The following is a 14798-nucleotide window of genomic DNA, read 5'->3' on the forward strand; positions in this document are numbered from 1 at the left end:
GGAATCGGCAAAGCACATTATTTTACCGTCCGGCCGCCCAGCCGCGCCTCGGCTTCGCGTAGACTTGCCTTCCATGCTGCACATACAGGATTCCCTCTATCTCGATGAGCGCGAGCTGGTCTTCACCATGATCCGCGCCCAGGGCGCCGGCGGGCAGAACGTCAACAAGGTTTCGAGCGCCGTGCACCTGCGTTTCGACGTGCGCGCCTCGTCGCTGCCGGAGCACATCCGCGAGGCCCTCTGCGCGCTGTCCGACCACCGCGTGTCGAAAGACGGCGTCATCGTCATCAAGGCCCAGGCTTTCCGCAGCCAGGAGAAGAACCGCGCCGAGGCCATCGAGCGGCTGGCCGCCATGGTGCGCGCGGCCGCGCGCGTGGAAAAGCCGCGCCGGCCCACCCGGCCCACCCGCGCCTCGCAGCGCCGCCGCGTGCAGCGCAAGGCGGTGCACGGCCAGATCAAGCGCCTGCGCGGCGCGGTGCGCGATGAGTGACGGCGCGCGGCGGCGCCGCTACCTGGGCACGCTGGCCGCGCTCTTCGCGCTGATCTGGGCCGCGCTCGCCATCCATCCTCACGACCGCGCCGACTGGGCGCTGGAAAACGCGCTGGTGCTGGCCTTTGGCGCAGCGCTTTTCGCCACGCGCCGCTGGTTCGTGTTCTCGCGCGTGTCGTACACGCTGATTTTCCTGTACCTGTGCCTGCACGCCATCGGCGCGCACTACACCTATTCGCTGGTGCCGTACGACGACTGGTGGCGCGCGCTCACGGGACGCAGCCTGAACGCCGCCCTGGGCTGGGAGCGCAACAACTTCGACCGGGTGGTGCATTTCTGCTATGGGCTGCTGCTGGCCTATCCCATCCGCGAGATCTTTCTGCGCGTGGTCGAGGTGCGGGGCTTCTGGGGCTATTTCCTGCCCATGGACGTGACGCTTTCCACCTCCGCGCTGTACGAGCTCATCGAATGGGGCGCCGCCGCCGTGTTCGGCGGCGACCTGGGCGCGGCCTATCTCGGCACCCAGGGCGACATCTGGGACGCGCAGAAAGACATGGCGCTGGCGGCCGCCGGCGCCGTGATCGCCATGGTGCTCACGGCCCTGGTCAACCGCAAGGCGCGGCGCGACCTGGCGCGCGACTGGGCCGACAGCCTGAAACCGGGGCGCCGCCCGGTGGCGAGGAAGCATTAATGCTGTCAGCAAACCCCGGTGCGACGAGGTGTCGGCGCGCAACGAATTACTGATTGGCCTGCCCGCGCGTGCGCGGGCGGATTCCGCGAGCCATTCTAGGCGAGCAAAGCATCCACGAGCGAATTGAAGGCGCGGCCGTCAACCCGCCGGCCATTGCTTGCCTCGCCCGCGCAGACTGCATCGGCTTTGTCCCCGAACAGGTAGGGCAGATACGTGCTGTAGTTGCGCCTCTTCGTATTCGAGAAGGAGAAGCCGGGCAAATGGCCATCTGTAGTAACCGGTGCCTTCCCTGAGCCGGGCCGCGACCTGTCGCTTCACATCGTCGGCAGAATACACGCCCGCCCATTCGAAGGACGGGTCTGACCGAGAATCACCGGCCTCCTCGTTATCGATGTAGGCCTTCACGTAGCGTTTCGCAAACGCAATGGCGTCCGCGGCAGGCATCTCGGGCAAGCCATTGTCCCTCCAAGGGCACCCGAGCGGATCCGGGCGCAGGAGTGAGTGCGCCATCCGGTTCATGTGGGACCGGCCGAGGTGACTCGCCCGCCCCGACAAGTTAAGCACCAGCACAACGAACCGCGGCAGAGACTGATCCCGACGCCATGGATTCGGGCCAGTTCCGGCATAGCCCTGGCAGGCGCAGGGGCATACACATATATCGCTCTTTAACGATATATGATTCGATAAATTGCGAAATACCGATATGGAAACCGAACCCGATTCTTCCGCCGCCGACGCGCCGCCGCTGGACGCCGACGCCATCCACAAGGCGCTGGCCAACCCGGTGCGCCGCGAGATCCTGGCCTGGCTGAAAACGCCTCGCGACTATTTCGAGGAGCGTCCCGGCCACAGCTTCGAGCACGGCGTGTGCGCGGGGCACATCGATGCGCGCTGCGGCCTGTCGCAGTCCACCGTGTCGTCGCACCTGGCCATTCTGCAGCGCGCCGGCCTGATCTTGGCGACCCGCAACGGGCAGTGGATTTTCTATCGGCGCAATGAACCCGTCATCGCCGCGTTCCTGCGGCAGTTGAACCACGACCTATAGCAAGCAGGCGCCCGGCCGCGGGCGCAAAGGATATGGCATGAGCCTTTTGTTCGAACCCCTGAGCGTGGGCGATCTCGTCCTGCCCAACCGCATCGTCATGGCGCCCCTGACCCGCATGCACGCCGGCCCCGGCCGCGTGCCCGACGCCCTCATGGCCGAGTACTACCGCCAGCGCGCCGGCGCCGGCATGATCCTGAGCGAAGCCACGGCGGTCATGCCGCGCGGCGTGGGCTACGCCGACACGCCCGGCCTGTGGTCGCCCGAGCAGGTGCGCGGCTGGCGGCAGGTGACTGCCGGGGTGCACGAAGCCGGCGGGCGCATTCTGGCCCAGCTCTGGCACGTGGGCCGGATTTCCGACCCCGAGCTGCTCGATGGCGAGCTGCCCGTGGCGCCCAGCGCCGTGGCCGCCGAGGGCTGCGTCAGCCACCTGCGCCCCAAGCGTGCCTATGTCACGCCGCGCGCGCTCGACGCCGCGGAGATCCCGGGCATCGTCCAGGCCTATCGCCATGCGGCCCAGATGGCGATGGAAGCCGGTTTCGACGGGGTGGAAGTGCATGGCGCCAACGGCTATCTGCTGGATCAGTTCCTGCAGGATGGCAGCAACCTGCGCACCGACGACTACGGCGGCCCGGTGGAGAACCGCGCCCGGCTGCTGCTGGAAGTCGCCGACGCCTGCATCGCGGTCTGGGGCGCGGGCCGGGTGGGCGTGCACCTGTCGCCGCGCGGCGGCGTGCATTCCATGCGGGACTCGAATCCCGCGGCCACCTTCGGCTACGTGGCCCGCGAGCTGGGCCGGCGCGGCATCGCTTTTCTCTGCGTGCGCGAATACGAAGCGGCCGACAGCCTGGGCCCCGACCTCAAGGCGGCCTTCGGCGGCGTCTACATCGCCAACGAGGGCTTTACGCGCGAGTCGGCCGAAGCGGCCATCGCCGCGGGCCGCGCCGACGCCGTGGCCTTCGGGGTGCCGTACATTGCCAACCCCGACCTGGCGCGCCGTTTCGCGCTGAAGGCCGAACTCAACGAGGCCGACGCCTCCACCTTCTACACGCCCGGCCCGCACGGCTACACCGATTATCCGGCGCTGCCGGACTGACGCCGGTCAGGCGCCCGCGAGGGCGGGGTAGGTGTAGAGCGCGAAGTGCGCCAGATTCAGCCCCGCGTGCGCCAGCACGGCCGCCGCCAGCCCGCCGCGGCGGTAGGCCGCGCCGTAGGCCAGGCCCGCCAGCGTGGCCAGCGGCACCCACGCCCAGCCGCCCGCCGCATGGGCCAGCCCAGTATGGGCCAGCCCAATATGGGCCAGCCCAATATGGGCCAGCCCGAACAAAACGGCGGAAACCGCCACCGCCGCCCGGCCGCCCCAGGCGCGGCCGGCCCAGCGCTGGGTCAGGCGCTGCTGCACGTAGCCCCGGAACAGGGCTTCCTCGGCAAGCGCCGTCAGCAGCGCATTGTTCGCCAGCCACAGCCAGGCGCCGTCCGGCCATTTCGGCGCCCAGGCCACCATCTCCATCGCCAGCGCCGCGCCCAGGCAGACGGCGATGGCGGCGGCCGCGCCCGCGAGGCCGGCGCCCAGCGTGGCGGCCGTCCCGGCGGCCAGGCGCGGCCGCATGGCCAGCACCACCCAGAACGCCGCCAGCGGCTTGTCCAGGTTGACATACATGGCGTAGGGCAGCGCATCGGGCGTGAGCGCGGCGCGCGGCATTGCCAGGAAATTGTGGAAACCGGGCAGCCGGTGCAGGAAAAGCAGCGCGGCCAGCGCCACGAACAAGGCGTGGCCGGCCGCGCGGCAGGCGGCCGGCATGCCGGGCCGCACCAGCAGGGCGCAGGCCGCCAGGCTGGCCGGCCCGGCCAGGGCCCGCGGGTCCAGGTAGCCCTCGCGCCAGGCCAGCGCCCAGGCGGCCGCCAGCGCCGCCAGGCACAGCGCGCGCAGCCGCGGCGCCCAGAGCAGGGCGGCGGCGCAGAAAAGCGGATAGACAAAACCGGGCAGCGGAGCAGGCATGGACGGCATGCGCGGATCGCGGAAGCGAAGCGCAAGAGTGTAAGCGCTGCCGGCGGGCGATAATGCCCGGGCGGTTCCGGCAGGCCCTGCCGGAACCGCGGTCGACAAGCCCTGGGAGGGAAGATGAAGACAATTGCGTGGTTGATGCTGGCGGCCGCGGCGCTGCCCTGGGTGGCGGCTATCCTGGCCAAGGCGGGCGGCAAAGGGTTCGACAACAACGATCCGCGTCCGTGGCTGGCGCGGCAGGAAGGATGGCGCGCTCGCGCCGACGCGGCGCAGGCCAATACGTTCGAAGCCCTGCCTTTCTTCTTCGGCGCGGTGCTGTTCGCCCTGTATACCCAGGCGCCGGCGGCGCACGTGGCCACGCTGATGGCGTGCTGGCTGGGCGTGCGCCTGGGCTATCTGGCGCTGTACCTGGCGGGGTGGGGGGGCCTGCGGTCGCTCGCCTGGGCGGCGAGCGTGGGTTTCGTGATCGCGATCCTGTTCGCCGGCGCGTAGGGCGGGAGGCCGCGCGCCGGCGCGGTGCGCATCAGCGCCATTCGAACACGGCGCGGGCGGTGCCCGATTTGGCGACCGACACCTCGCGCTCCTGGGCCTTGCCCTCGTAGGTGGCCGTGATCTTGTAGCGGCCCTCGGGCAGCTTCACCAGCATGTAGGGGCCTTCGGCGGTGGCGTCCAGCACCGGCTGGCCGTGGGTGTTCTTGATGGACACCGACACGTTGGCGACATAGTCGGCATTGCCGTCGATCCGGGCCGCGAAAGTGAGCGCCAGCGGATAGTCCTTGGCCGCGGCCTTGAACGATTCGGATTCGTCCAGGCCGATGCCGCCGCTCACGTACTGCACCGAGCCCTGGGTCTTGAGGGGAGGCAGCGCCGCTTGCGCGGCGCCGAGCCAACCGGCCAGCGCGATGGTGCCCACGGCCATGGCGGCCGCCATGGCGCTGCGTTCGATTCGTTTGTTCATGCGGTTTCTCCTTGGTATGGCGCGGCCTCGGGAAGCCGCGCCGTCTTGCGGATGAAGAGACAGGATTTCGACTGCGCCGCCGGCCCGGAGTTCACCGGCCGTCCGCCCCAGGCCGCCACGCAAAGCGCAGGTCGGTTTCGCCGGATTGCGTGCCGTCGGGCGCATAGCGCTTCTCGAACAGTTGCGCGCGCCCGTCGGCGTGCAGCGACAGCACGGTGGAACTGCGCGTGCCGTACAGGGGGCTCACGATGAAGGGGCTGCTCAGCAGGCGCTCGCGCTCGAGCGGCAGGCCGGTGGCCGGCAGTTCGTCGTCGGCCGCGGGGTCGCGGTCGGACAGCGCGGCGAACAGTCCGGGCAGATCCGGCTGCGGGCCCTGCGCGAGCACGCGCTCGAACGCGGCCCGGGTGCGCGCGAGCTTGGGCCAGGGCGTTTCCAGCAGATGGTTGGACAGCGCGTGTACGCCGGGCGGGAGCGCGCGCGGCACGCCGTCGCGGTTACTGAGATACCAGGCATGCCCGCCCACGCCCACGATGAGGTTAAAGCCGTTGTAGTCCTGGGCCCGGCCGTGGAGGGCCGAGAGATAGTCTCCGGGCGCCTGCCCGCCGCGCAGGAAACGCTCCACCAGCGCGCCGCGGCTGGGGGCGCCGGCGATCTGGCGGCCGGGTTCGCGGAAATTGGTGACCAGCGCGAACCGGCCGCTGCGCGTGACGCCCATCCAGGTGCCGCCCGCCAGGGCGTCGCGGCCGGCATGGATGTCGGGCGCATCGGGCCAGGCCGCCGCGGGCAGGGTGGGGCGGGCGTGGAATTCGTCGCGGTTGGCGGCAATGAGGACGGGAATGCCAGGCACCGCCTGCAAAGCCAGCACGGCAAGACACATATCGGTTTCCTTGTTCTAGGAGGGCGCGGCCGCGGGCGCGGCGGCGAACTCGGGGCCGGCCAGCGCCGCGCGCACGGCTTCGATGCGCGCGGCCGCCTCGCGCAGCGCGGCGGCCGACACCGGGGCGGGGCCGGTCGGCACGGGCCGGCCCTGTTCGACGGCCTGGGCCATTTCCTGCAGCGCGCCGGCCAGCCGCGCCACGTCCGACGGGGCGGGCGCCGCATCGGGTGCGGGGGGCAGCGTGTCGGAAAGCGTATTGGCCACGCGCTCCAGCTCTACTTCCACGGGCCACCAGGCCAGCGCGCGCCGGCTTACCGGGCGGGGCTCCGACAGCGCGCGTTGCAGGGCGATGCGCAGGTCCGACAGGCGCGCGTAGGTCTGCGCGCGCAGCGCCAGGCGGGAAGCGGCGCGGTCCTGATAGCTTGCGTTCAGGTAGGCGGCCAGGGTCTGCATGGCGGCCGCCACCGCATGATCCAGATTGTGGCGCTCCAGGCGCATCCAGGGCAGGTAGCCCACCACGATCACGATGGAGGCGGCCGCCAGCACGTCGATGAAGCGCGCCAGCGCGATGGGCCAGCTGCCCGGCTGCAGGGCGCCGATGAGCAGCATGAGGATGGGCAGCAGGATCGCCGAGAACAGGCCGTAGTTGCGGCGGATGGACCAGGGCAGCAGCGCGGCCAGGGCGGTCAGCGCCGCCAGGCTGACGACGCCGCTGCGGTCCAGCGCCATCACGGTGGCGCTGATGGCCACGCCGGCCACGCTGCCGGCGCAGCTTTGCAGGGCGCGCGCGAACACCGAGCCGAAATTGGGCTTGAACACCACCACGACCACCAGCGGCACCCAGTACGAACGCGGCAGCAGGCCGGTAAGGGCCACGGCCTCGGCGGCCACCAGACACAGCGCCAGGCGGCCCAGGTAGCGCGCGGCCACCGGCCCGGGCCGGTAGATCCGCAGCAGGGCGCGCCAGGACGTGCGCGGGGCGGGCGCCGGCATCGAGGCTTCGGCCGCCGCCGCGGGCGCCGAAGCCTCCCCGGCGAGCTGCGGGCCGATGTGCGCCAGCGCGTCGGCAAGCTGGGGCATGCCGGCCGCGCGCAAAGCGGCGATCTCGGCCTGCGGCGCGGGCGGGGCGCCGTTCTCGATGCGGTCGGCGATGCGGTTCATGGCGCGCGCGCATTCGGCCGGAAGCACCCGCCCGGCGCGGGCCAGCGCGAGCGCGGCGTTGCTGAGCGGCGTGCAGGCTTGCAGCTGCGCGGCCAGGCGCGACAGGCGGGGCGACGGGCCTGCCGCCCGGCGGCGCGCCGCCAGCACGGCATCGTAGGCCGAGGCCATGGCTGTTTCCATGTCGCGCCGGGCCATCATGGTGCGCGAGGTGCCGATAGCCGCGTACATGGCCGCCAGCTTGCGGTAGGCCAGCGCGACGGCGGCGCGTTCGGGGGCGGTGGGGTGGACGATCCAGCCCGCCAGCGTCAGCGCCAGCCCGAACAGGCCGCCCGCGCCCACCAGCAGGGCCGGCATCCACGGCGGCAGCGCCGTGGGCAGGCTGGAGCCCACGATGACGTAGGTGGCGAATTGCAGGGTGGCCACCGCCGCGATGTTGTTCAGCGTGCCGATCAGGCTGGCCGCCAGCACCAGCGCGATCATGGCGACGCCGCCCGCCCAGCCCTGGCCGTAGAGCAGCGCGCCCAGCACGTAGCCCAGCATGCCTCCCAGCACCGTGCAGCCGATGGACACGGCGCGATTGCGGTAGGGGCCGCCGTTGTCGCCCGTGATGGAAGGCAGGGCGCCCAGCGCGACCAGGGCGGCCGCCGCACTCTGGTCCAGCGCCAGCCCCGCCGCCGACGGCAGGCCGATGGCCAGGGCCGCGCGCACCGCGGCGGCGCGCGACACCGGCGCCGGTTCCATGTGCGCCAGGCTCATGAGCCAGCGCATGTTGGTGGCGCGCGGCGAGATGCGTCTCGGATGCAATGGCACGGGCTGGGCCTGTCTGCGCGGAAGCCGCCTGCGGCGCCTAGCGCCGTATCAGCGGCGCGACGGCGGGCCGGGCCACGCGGAAGTAGTCCTCGGTGTCCAGCAGGATGGAGGCGTCCAGCCGGCCCGCGTTGAACACGATCTCCGCGTGCCGCTCGCGCAGCGTGGGGTCGACGATGAGCGCAAGCTCCGGGTTGAACGAGAACGGCGGAATGGCGCCGATTTCGCAGCCGGTCAGCTCGCGCGCCAGGTCTTGCGAGGCGAGCGAGGCCTTCTTGCCGCCCGCGGCCCGGGCGATGGCTTCCAGGTCGGCCTGCTGGTCCGCAGGAAAGACAGCCAGCACGTTCTTGCGCTGGCTGGAGGAAATGCGGACGCGGCAGACCAGGGCCTTGGCGCCCTGGCTGACCTCGGTGCCGCGCGCGGCGGCCGCTTCGACGGACTTGCCGGCCGCGGGGTGTTCGATGAGGCGAAAGCGCGCCGCATGGCCGGTCAGCAGCGCCTGCAGTTGTTCAAAGACTTGCATGTCGGTGGCGTGGGGTTGCGGGGTGCGGGACGGTCGCCCCGCAAGCCGCATGATACGCCGCGGGAGTCAGATTTCGCCGGTGAAGGCGTAGCCCCAGCCCCAGACGGTGCGGATGGGCAGGTCCACGTTGAGTTCCTGCGCCTTGCGGCGCAGCCGGCTGACGACCACGTCCGTGCGGCGGGCCGATTCGCGGCCGGCCTGCGCCTCGCCCGCGGCGGCGTCGCCGCGCGGCAGGCGGCGGTCTGCCGCGCGGGTCAGCCGCAGCAGGAAATCGCGCTCGGCCTGGGTGAGGGGCAGGCGGGCGCCGGCGGGGCTGACCAGCGTCCAGGCGGCATCCTGGAGCTGCCATTTGCCGGCCGTCTCCGGCGCGGCCGGGGCGGGCGCGGGACGCGGTTCGGGCTCGGAAGACAGCCGCCGGCCGGACGAGGGCGGCACGCGGCGCACCAGCGCCTGCAGCGCGGCGGCCACTTCGGCGGTGGCAACGTCGGGAGGGAAGCAGGCGTCGGCCCCGCAGTGCAGGCCCAGGATGCGGTTCTCGGCGGAATCGAAGGCGGAAATGGCGACGATGCCCGCCGTGGTGTCCATGGCCCGCAGCCCCGCGACGGCCATGCAAAGGTCCTGCAGTTCGGCCTCCATGACCAGGAGCGGGGTGCGGCGCGCCTGGAAGAGCCGGAACAGGCCGGTGGAATCTTCGCAGCGCCGGGGCGAAAACCCCATGCCGGCCAGCGCCTCGCTGCGGCGCGCGCGTTGGCCTGGATCGGGAGAAAAAACGATCAGGTCTAGGAGGTCATTCATGAATCGGTATCTGTGCAGCTCAAGCGCAGACGAATGATCGTCCATGCGCGTCCCGGCGAAACCTCCGCTCAACGCCATTTTCCTACCCGAATTCTTGAGCTAGGGCTGCTTCCCGCTGAACGCGGCCTGAAAAACCAGACCAGACGAGGCCCGGCTGGCCCTGCGGCGGCGGGTTCGTCAGGAACCGCCGGCCTGCGCGGCGGGCGCCGGGGCGGTGTTCCACCAGCCTCCGCCCAGAGCTTGCAGCAAGGCCGCCGTATCGGCGTAGCGGGCGGCGTCGGCCTGCACCCGGGCCAGGCGCGTCTGCAGCAGTTGGCGCTGGGCGTCCAGCAGCTCGAACTGGCTGATGCCGCCCGCCCGCAGGCGGTCGCGGGCGATGCGCTCGGCGTCGGCGGCGCGGCGCCAGGCCTGGTCCTGCGCCTGGTAGGCCTGTCCGTCGGCCTGCAGCGCGCGCAGCGCGTCGGCCACCTGCCGGAATCCGTCCAGCACCGTTTGCCGGTAGTGCGCGCCGGCGGCTTCGTAGGCGGCCTGGGCGGAGCGGGCGCGCGCCCGCAGTTCGCCGCCGTGGAAAAGCGGCTGCGTCAGGCCCAGGCCCAGGTTCCAGACGTTTACGCCGTCGGGCAGGCCGCCGGCGCGGGTGCGCTGGGAGCCGAAGCCCGCGGTCAGGGTGAATTGGGGATACTGCTGCGCGGCCGCCACGCCCGCTTCGGCGCAGGCCTGCCGCCACAGGGCCTCGGCGGCCAGGATGTCGGGCCGCTGGCGCGTCAGGGCGGAGGGCACGCCCAGCGGCACTTCCGCCGGCAGCGTCAGCTCCGACAGCGCCGGCAGCCGTGCCGCCAGCGCGGCGGGCGGCACGCCCAGGTACACGGCCAACTGGTGCTCGGCCTGCGCGCGGGCGCTGGCCAGGGGCGGCAGCAGGGCCCGGGTCTGCGCCAGCAGCACCTCCTGGGCGCGCAGGTCGGCCTCGGACACCCCGCCGGCCCGCAGCCGGCGCTCCAGGATGTCGCGCTGGCGCGCCTGGGCGTCGATCAGGGCCTGGGTGGCCGCATGCCGTTCGTCCAGCTCGGCGCGCCGGATCGCCGCCGTGACCACATTGGCCGCCAGCGTCATGCGCGCCGCCTGCCACTCGTGGGCGCGGGCGTCGGCGCGGGCCGCCACGGCCTCGATCGCCCTGCGGTCCGCGCCGAAGAGGTCCAGGGTGTAGGAGACGCTGATCGAGGCGTTGTAGAGCGTGAACGGGGCCGGCTGCTCGGCCACCGGCACGCCGAAGGCGGACGGATCCACCTTCTGGCGCGCGGCGGAGAGCGAGCCGTCCACGGACGGCAGCATGCGTCCGCCGGTTTCGGCGTTCAGGTCTTCCTGCGCCTGCCGCAGGCGGGCGCGCGCCTCTTCCAGCGTGGGGCTGGCGGCCAGCGCATCGCGCACCAGGGCGTCCAGCGCCTCCGAGCGGTACAGCCGCCACCACAACGCCGGGATGTCGGCGCCGGAAGCCAGGCGCTGCCCTTGCGGCGCGGTTTCGGGCGCGCCTCGCGCATAGGCGGCCACGGCCGGCGCGTCGGGCGGTTGGAAGTCGGGGCCCGCGGCGCAGCCGGCCAGCAGGGCGGCCGCGCCCAGCAGGGCCGGGGGCAGGAGAGCGGACGAGGAAGGACGGCGGGGCATGGCGGGCCTCAATCCAGGGTGCGGCGGTAGAACTTCACGGCTGCCGCCATGACGACGGCGGTGAAGACGAGCAGCGGCCAGAGGCTGGGCCAGAGGTCGGGCCAGCCGTTGCCCTTGAGCAGGATGCCGCGCACCAGGCGGTTGAAGTAGGTCAGCGGCAGCAGGTTGCCCAGGTGCTGCGCCCATTGCGGCATGCCCTGGAACGGGAACATGAAGCCCGAGAGCAGCAGGTTGGGCAGGAAATAGAACATCGTGAGCTGCATGGCTTGCAGCTGGTTCTGCGCCAGCGACGACAGCGTGATGCCCACCGTGAGGTTGGCGGCCACGAAGAGCAGCGCCGACAGGTAGACGGCGAGCACGCTGCCCTGGAACGGCACGTGGAAGACGAAGCGCGCCGCCAGCAGGATGATGGTGGCCTGGATCAGGCCGATGGCGATGTAGGGCACGATCTTGCCCGTCATTACCTCCAGCGGCCGCACCGGCATGGAAAGCAGGTTTTCCATGGTGCCGCGCTCGCGTTCGCGCGTCATGGCCAGGCCCGTCATCATCACCAGGGTCAGCGTGAGGATCACGCCCATCAGCCCGGGCACGGTGTTGTATTGCGAAACCTGTTCTTCGTTGTAGAGCCGGTGCACGCGCACCTCGAAGGGCGCCGGCCCCTGCGCCAGCCGCGCCAGCGGGCCGGTGAGATCCTTGGCGGCCACGCTCTGCGCCAGTTGCGAGGCGGCTCCGATGGCCATGCCGGTGGCCATGGGATCGGTGGCGTCGGCCTCGATGAGCAGCGCGGGCCGCTCGCCGCGCAGCAGCTTGCGGGTGAAGTCGGGCGGAATGGTCACCACGAAGAGCACGCGGCCCTGCGCCAGCGCGGCGCGGCCCGCTTCTTCGTCCGGCAGCGATTCGGTGATGTCGAAATAGTCCGACGCCTGCATGGCGGCCAGGAAACTGCGCGTGAAAGGGCTTTGGTCGGCGGCGATCACGGCCGTGGGCATGTGGCGCGGGTCCGTGTTGATGGCGTAGCCGAACAGCGCGAGCTGCATGATGGGAATGCCCACGATCATGGCGAAGGTGATGCGGTCGCGCCGCAATTGCAGGAACTCCTTGAGCACCATGCTCCACCAGCGCGCCCAGGAAAACCGCCGTTGCGCGTCGTTCATGCCGGGCTCCCGTAGTTGTCGTCCGAGCGCCGCATCATGTGGATGAAGACGTCTTCCAGGCTGGTTGCGACGGGCTCCAGCGCGAGCGGACGCCCGGCCGCCGCCTCGCGCAGCGTGCGCTCGAGCAGCGCGGCGTCCGATCCGCTGACGTGCAGCGCGGCGCCGAAGGCCACCGTCTGCGCCACGCCGGGCGCCTCGCGCAGCTCGCGCGCCAGCGCCGTCAGGTCCGCGCCCCGGACGGACCACGTGGCCAGGCCTTCGCCGGCGATGATCTCCTCGGCCGTGCCCTGGGCCAGGAGCCGGCCGTATGACAGGTAGGCCAGCTTGTGGCAGCGCTCGGCCTCGTCCATGTAGTGCGTGCTGACCAGCACCGATATGCCTTGCGAGGCGAGCTGGTGCAGCGTTTCCCAGAAATCGCGCCGGGCCGTGGGATCCACCCCGGCCGTGGGTTCGTCGAGCAGCAGCAGGCGGGGGCGGTGCAGCAGGCAGGCCGCCAGCGCCATGCGTTGCTTCCAGCCGCCCGACAGCGCGCCGGCGAGCTGGCTGGACCGGGTGGCCAGGCCCAGGTCTTCCAGGGCGCTGTCCACCGCCTGGCGGCGGTCGGGCAGGCCGTACATGCGCGCCACGAAGTCGAGATTCTCGCGGATGGTCAGGTCTTCCCAGTACGAAAAACGCTGGGTCATGTAGCCCACCTCGCGCTTGATCCGGGCGCTGTCGCGCAGGATGTCGTAGCCCAGGCAGGTGCCGCTGCCGCCGTCCGGCGTCAGCAGGCCGCACATGAGCCGGATGCAGGTGGTCTTGCCGCTGCCGTTGGGCCCCAGAAAACCGAAGATTTCGCCTGCGCGCACCTGCAGCGACACGTCATTGACCACGTGCTTGTCGCCGAAGCGCTTGTTCAGCCCGCGCACGTCGATGACCAGGCCGCCGGCGTGCGGCGTGGCGGGGGAGGGCGCGGCGGCGTTCATTGCAGCGTGGCCTCCACGGGCTGGCCGGGGTGCAGGCGCGCGGCGTCGGCAGGGTCGGGCCGGGCCTCTACCAGATAGACGAGCTTGTCGCGCGTTTCGCGGCTGTAGATCACGGGCGGCGTGTATTCGGCCTGGGTGGACACGTAATCGATGCGCACCGGCACCGGCTCGCCGCAGCCTTCGCAGCGCACGCTGGCGCGCTGGCCGGCGCGCAGGCCGCCCGCCACCGCGGCGGGCACGAAGAACCGCACCTTGACGTTGCCGGGCGGCAGCAGGCTGACGACGGGGCTGCCTGCCGCCACCCATTCGCCCTGGCGGTACAGCGTGTCGAAGACCAGCCCCGCCGCCGGCGCCACGCCGCGGGTCTGGGCCAGGGTCCACTCGGCTTGCGCCAGCGCGGCGTCGGCCGCCTGCGTTTCGGCGGTTTCGGCGCGGCGCAGGGCGCTGCGGCCCGGCAGCGCATCCACCAGTAGCTGCGCGCGCAGCTCGCGCACGCGCGCCGCGTCCGCGCGCGCCTGGGCGCGGCTGTCGTCGAGCTGCCCACGGGAAACGCCGCCGGCGCGGAGCTGCGCTTCGTCGCGCACGAGCTGGGCCGCCGAGCGCTGCGCGGCCGCCTCGGCCTGGGCGAGCCGCGCGCGGTTCACGTCAACCTCCTCGGGACGCTTGCCGGTGGCGCTGTCGTCCAGGCGCGCCTGCGCGGCATCCCGCTGCGCGCGCGCCTGGTCGCGCGCGGCCGTTTCGCTGACGGCCTCCAGCGCATACAGCGGCGCCCGGGCCGCGACCTGCTGCCCTCGCCGCACCGCCAGCGTTTCCAGGCGGCCGGCCACTGGCGAGGCGACATAGACAAACTCGCCTTCGACGTAACCCTGGTAATAGGGCGTGTCGCCGCCGCCGCAGGATCCGAGCGCGGCGGCGCACAGCAGCGCGGCCAGGCCGCGGCGGACGAGGGGAACGGGGCGCATGGTCAGTCTCCTCAGGCGGATCCGCCGGCGCCGGGCGGATGCGGGATGAACAGGCCGCCGGCCAGCACGGCCAGGGCGTGGGCGGCGATGGCGTCGGCGTCGATGGCCCGCGCGCCCTCCGGCCACAGCCGGCGCCAGAGGTTGGCCGTGGCCAGCGGCAGCAGGGTCAGGCCCAGGATGGAAAGCACCGCCAGCCGGGGTTCCACGCCCGGGCGGATAACGCCCTGGCGCTGTCCCTGCTCGATCAGGGCCGTGAGCCGGTGCAGGCGGGCCGCGGGGAGGTGGCGCAGCACGCGCTCGCGCAACTGGCCCGCCTCATTGACCACTTCGTGCAGCCACAGGGGGGGCAGCCAGGGGCGCTGCGCGGCGCTGTGCGCCAGCCGCTGGACGATCAGGACGAGACACTCGCGCGCCGCCGCGGCGGGGTCGGCCGTAACGGCGTCGTCGGCCGGCACGGGTTCCCAGACGTGGGCGATGACGGGCGCCAGGCGTTCGTCCACCACGGCGTCGATGAGCTGGCCGCGGTTGCGGAAGTAGTAGTGCACCATGGCCGGGGTGACGCCGGCCCGCGCGGCGATGTGCGCGATGGTGGTGGCGGCCACGCCCTGTTCGGCGAACAGGGCGGTGGCCGTGTCGAGCAGGCGCTCGCGCATGGCGGCGCTGTCGGGGCGGGGCGGCCGGCCGGGACGGCGGGCGCGGGGAGCGGCGG

16 protein-coding genes are annotated in these 14798 nt (G+C 72.1%); 5 read left to right on the forward strand and 11 right to left on the reverse strand.

The window, feature by feature from the left end; genetic code table 11:
- Window positions 1–73 precede the first annotated feature (73 nt).
- The 4 genes from arfB to NGJ44_RS19640 all read left to right on the forward strand — a co-directional run bounded on the left by arfB (window position 74) and on the right by NGJ44_RS19640 (window position 3319).
- Entirely contained in the window at window positions 74–490 is a 417-nt protein-coding gene (arfB, locus tag NGJ44_RS19625; RefSeq protein WP_251865290.1) for an alternative ribosome rescue aminoacyl-tRNA hydrolase ArfB, read from the forward strand.
- Window positions 483–1181: a DUF2238 domain-containing protein gene (locus NGJ44_RS19630; protein WP_251865292.1), complete on the forward strand. Its 699-nt coding sequence runs from the start codon at window positions 483–485 to the stop codon at window positions 1179–1181. Before arfB ends, NGJ44_RS19630 begins: the two co-directional genes overlap by 8 nt.
- A gap of 703 nt (window positions 1182–1884) precedes the next feature.
- A complete protein-coding gene (locus tag NGJ44_RS19635) occupies window positions 1885–2226 on the forward strand; it encodes an ArsR/SmtB family transcription factor (protein WP_053246824.1) in 342 nt (113 codons plus the stop codon).
- Window positions 2227–2263: 37 nt separating this feature from the next.
- Window positions 2264–3319, forward strand: coding sequence for an alkene reductase (locus NGJ44_RS19640; protein ID WP_251865294.1), 1056 nt, complete (start codon window positions 2264–2266; stop codon window positions 3317–3319).
- Window positions 3320–3325: 6 nt separating this feature from the next.
- Here NGJ44_RS19640 and NGJ44_RS19645 read toward each other — a convergent pair whose 3' ends face one another.
- Complete coding sequence (locus tag NGJ44_RS19645) at window positions 3326–4231, reverse strand: CPBP family intramembrane glutamic endopeptidase (RefSeq protein WP_502802155.1); 906 nt, start codon at window positions 4229–4231, stop codon at window positions 3326–3328.
- A 114-nt stretch (window positions 4232–4345) separates the two neighbouring features.
- Between NGJ44_RS19645 and NGJ44_RS19650 the strand changes: the two genes are divergently transcribed.
- Window positions 4346–4720: an MAPEG family protein gene (locus tag NGJ44_RS19650; RefSeq protein ID WP_251865298.1), complete on the forward strand. Its 375-nt coding sequence runs from the start codon at window positions 4346–4348 to the stop codon at window positions 4718–4720.
- A gap of 31 nt (window positions 4721–4751) precedes the next feature.
- On the opposite strand, the gene NGJ44_RS19655 is transcribed toward NGJ44_RS19650, so the two are convergent.
- The 10 genes from NGJ44_RS19655 to NGJ44_RS19700 all read right to left on the reverse strand — a co-directional run.
- Window positions 4752–5186, reverse strand: a complete 435-nt coding sequence (locus NGJ44_RS19655) for a carboxypeptidase-like regulatory domain-containing protein (RefSeq protein ID WP_053246348.1) — start codon at window positions 5184–5186, stop codon at window positions 4752–4754.
- A 91-nt stretch (window positions 5187–5277) separates the two neighbouring features.
- Window positions 5278–6063 carry an NRDE family protein gene (locus tag NGJ44_RS19660; protein ID WP_251865300.1) on the reverse strand — a complete coding sequence of 262 codons (786 nt, stop codon included), beginning with the start codon at window positions 6061–6063 and terminating at the stop codon, window positions 5278–5280.
- 15 nt (window positions 6064–6078) lie between these two features.
- Window positions 6079–8034, reverse strand: a complete 1956-nt coding sequence (locus NGJ44_RS19665; RefSeq protein ID WP_251865301.1) for an FUSC family protein — start codon at window positions 8032–8034, stop codon at window positions 6079–6081.
- Between the two features lie 37 nt (window positions 8035–8071).
- Complete coding sequence (locus NGJ44_RS19670; RefSeq protein WP_251865303.1) at window positions 8072–8554, reverse strand: YbaK/prolyl-tRNA synthetase associated domain-containing protein; 483 nt, start codon at window positions 8552–8554, stop codon at window positions 8072–8074.
- A 66-nt stretch (window positions 8555–8620) separates the two neighbouring features.
- A complete protein-coding gene (locus tag NGJ44_RS19675) occupies window positions 8621–9349 on the reverse strand; it encodes a response regulator transcription factor (protein WP_251865305.1) in 729 nt (242 codons plus the stop codon).
- A gap of 177 nt (window positions 9350–9526) precedes the next feature.
- Window positions 9527–11008 carry an efflux transporter outer membrane subunit gene (locus NGJ44_RS19680; RefSeq protein WP_251865307.1) on the reverse strand — a complete coding sequence of 494 codons (1482 nt, stop codon included), beginning with the start codon at window positions 11006–11008 and terminating at the stop codon, window positions 9527–9529.
- Between the two features lie 8 nt (window positions 11009–11016).
- Window positions 11017–12162, reverse strand: coding sequence for an ABC transporter permease (locus NGJ44_RS19685; protein ID WP_251865309.1), 1146 nt, complete (start codon window positions 12160–12162; stop codon window positions 11017–11019).
- The gene (locus NGJ44_RS19690; protein WP_251865311.1) at window positions 12159–13127 is read right to left on the reverse strand and encodes an ABC transporter ATP-binding protein; all 969 of its coding nucleotides are present in this window, start codon (window positions 13125–13127) and stop codon (window positions 12159–12161) included. The genes NGJ44_RS19685 and NGJ44_RS19690 overlap by 4 nt, the downstream gene beginning before the upstream one ends.
- Window positions 13124–14089 (reverse strand): HlyD family secretion protein, encoded by a 966-nt coding sequence (locus NGJ44_RS19695; RefSeq protein WP_251865313.1) that lies wholly within the window; start codon window positions 14087–14089, stop codon window positions 13124–13126. Before NGJ44_RS19695 ends, NGJ44_RS19690 begins: the two co-directional genes overlap by 4 nt.
- Before the next feature lie 11 nt (window positions 14090–14100).
- Window positions 14101–14798, reverse strand: a 698-nt coding sequence (locus NGJ44_RS19700; RefSeq protein WP_251865315.1) for a TetR/AcrR family transcriptional regulator, incomplete at its 5' end; no start/stop codon positions are given.

The organism is Achromobacter sp. Marseille-Q4962 (assembly GCF_943737005.1).
In the GTDB taxonomy this organism is placed as follows: domain Bacteria; phylum Pseudomonadota; class Gammaproteobacteria; order Burkholderiales; family Burkholderiaceae_B; genus Achromobacter.

Excerpts from the sequence above, each read along its gene's own strand:
- NGJ44_RS19685 (WP_251865309.1), bottom strand. The coding sequence starts at position 12,162 with ATGAACGACGCGCAACGGCGGTTTTCCTGGGCGCGCTGGTGGAGCATG.
- NGJ44_RS19645 (WP_502802155.1), bottom strand. The coding sequence starts at position 4,231 with ATGCCGTCCATGCCTGCTCCGCTGCCCGGTTTTGTCTATCCGCTTTTC.
- NGJ44_RS19660 (WP_251865300.1), bottom strand. The coding sequence starts at position 6,063 with ATGTGTCTTGCCGTGCTGGCTTTGCAGGCGGTGCCTGGCATTCCCGTC.
- NGJ44_RS19640 (WP_251865294.1), top strand. The coding sequence starts at position 2,264 with ATGAGCCTTTTGTTCGAACCCCTGAGCGTGGGCGATCTCGTCCTGCCC.
- NGJ44_RS19675 (WP_251865305.1), bottom strand. The coding sequence starts at position 9,349 with ATGAATGACCTCCTAGACCTGATCGTTTTTTCTCCCGATCCAGGCCAA.
- NGJ44_RS19630 (WP_251865292.1), top strand. The coding sequence starts at position 483 with ATGAGTGACGGCGCGCGGCGGCGCCGCTACCTGGGCACGCTGGCCGCG.
- NGJ44_RS19635 (WP_053246824.1), top strand. The coding sequence starts at position 1,885 with ATGGAAACCGAACCCGATTCTTCCGCCGCCGACGCGCCGCCGCTGGAC.
- NGJ44_RS19695 (WP_251865313.1), bottom strand. The coding sequence starts at position 14,089 with ATGCGCCCCGTTCCCCTCGTCCGCCGCGGCCTGGCCGCGCTGCTGTGC.
- NGJ44_RS19650 (WP_251865298.1), top strand. The coding sequence starts at position 4,346 with ATGAAGACAATTGCGTGGTTGATGCTGGCGGCCGCGGCGCTGCCCTGG.
- NGJ44_RS19655 (WP_053246348.1), bottom strand. The coding sequence starts at position 5,186 with ATGAACAAACGAATCGAACGCAGCGCCATGGCGGCCGCCATGGCCGTG.
- NGJ44_RS19690 (WP_251865311.1), bottom strand. The coding sequence starts at position 13,127 with ATGAACGCCGCCGCGCCCTCCCCCGCCACGCCGCACGCCGGCGGCCTG.
- NGJ44_RS19670 (WP_251865303.1), bottom strand. The coding sequence starts at position 8,554 with ATGCAAGTCTTTGAACAACTGCAGGCGCTGCTGACCGGCCATGCGGCG.
- arfB (WP_251865290.1), top strand. The coding sequence starts at position 74 with ATGCTGCACATACAGGATTCCCTCTATCTCGATGAGCGCGAGCTGGTC.
- NGJ44_RS19680 (WP_251865307.1), bottom strand. The coding sequence starts at position 11,008 with ATGCCCCGCCGTCCTTCCTCGTCCGCTCTCCTGCCCCCGGCCCTGCTG.